This is a genomic window from Embleya sp. NPDC005575, from assembly GCF_040605455.1.
Taxonomy (GTDB): Bacteria; Actinomycetota; Actinomycetes; order Streptomycetales; family Streptomycetaceae; genus Embleya.
Genome location: NZ_JBEXCV010000343.1, coordinates 1 through 1,515, shown reverse-complemented (window position 1 = coordinate 1,515; position 1,515 = coordinate 1). Strand labels below are relative to the sequence as shown.

Below are 1,515 nucleotides of genomic sequence, written 5' to 3'. Positions count from 1 at the left end.
CCGAGCATGGGTGTGGCGTGGCACCGGTTCCTGGCGTTCTTCAACATCTACTTCAAGCGTGAGGCGGATGGTGGGGTCGCGTTGGGTGCGTTGCAGCCGATGCGTTCGGGGGGTGAGGTGATCGATTTCGAGGATCCGGCGGACGATGCGGTGTTCGGGGTCTCGCAGGTCGAGCATTTCACCTGGAAGGGTCTGCTGGACTTCTCCACGTGTACCGAGTGTGGTCGGTGTCAGTCGCAGTGTCCGGCGTGGAACACGGGCAAGCCGTTGTCGCCGAAGTTGTTGATCATGTCGTTGCGTGAACACGCCTTCGCGAAGGCGCCGTACCTGTTGGCGGGTGGCGGCAGGGACGAGGAGGGCAACGAGCGGGCGACCCCCGAGCAGTTGGCGAAGGTCCCGGCGTCGGCGTTGGCGGAGGCGGAGCGGCCGCTGGTGGGCACGGCGGCGGAGAACGGGGTGATCGATCCGGACGTGTTGTGGTCGTGCACCACGTGCGGGGCGTGTGTGGAGCAGTGCCCGGTGGACATCGAGCATGTGGACCACATCGTGGACATGCGCCGGTATCAGGTGTTGATCGAGAGCGCGTTCCCCTCCGAGGCGGCGACGATGCTCAAGGGGTTGGAGAACAAGGGCAACCCGTGGGGTGTGGCGACGAAGGCCCGCCTGGACTGGGTCAAGGAATTGAGGAAGGCGACCGGTATCGAGGTGCCGGTCGTGGGGCAGGACGTCGAGCCGGCCGAGTTGGAGTACCTGTACTGGGTCGGGTGCGCGGGGGCGTTGGCGGACGGGCCGAAGAAGACCACGAAGGCGTTCGCGGAGCTGTTGCACATCGCGGGGGTGCGGTACGGGATCCTGGGCAAGGAGGAGTCCTGCACGGGTGACTCGGCGCGCCGGTTGGGTTCCGAGGTGGTGTTCCAGATGCTCGCGGCGCAGAACGTGGCGACGTTGAACGCGGCGTTGGAGGACGCGCCGAGGAAGCGGATCGTGACGACGTGTCCGCACTGCTTCAACACGCTGGCCAACGAGTACCCGCAGTTGGAGGGGCACTTCGAGGTGATCCACCACACGCAGTTGTTGCAGCACCTGTTGGACGAGGGTCGGTTGACGCCGGTGGCGCCGGTGGACGGTCTGGTCACTTATCACGACCCGTGTTATCTGGGGCGGCACAACAAGGTGTACACGCCGCCGCGGGAGATCATCGCGCGGGTGCCGGGTCTGCGGAACGAGGAGATGCACCGGCACAAGGAGCGCGGGTTCTGCTGTGGTGCGGGTGGCGCGCGGATGTGGATGGAGGAACGCATCGGCAAGCGCATCAACAACGAGCGCATGGACGAGGCCCTGGCCCTGGGGCCGGACATCGTCTCCACCGCGTGCCCGTTCTGCCTGGTGATGTTCACCGACTCGATCAACGCCAAGAAGCAGGCCGGCGAGGCCCGGGAGGAACTCCGCGTCGTCGACGTGGCACAACTGCTGTTGCAGTCCGTGCAACTCCCCGAACCACCGGCGGCCGAGGAG

Annotated in this window: 1 protein-coding gene; it reads left to right on the top strand. The window is 66.1% G+C overall.

What is annotated here, in order from left to right:
- The coding region (locus ABZS54_RS42910) for a (Fe-S)-binding protein (protein ID WP_355548886.1) at positions 1–1,515 on the top strand (1,515 nt) is incomplete at both ends.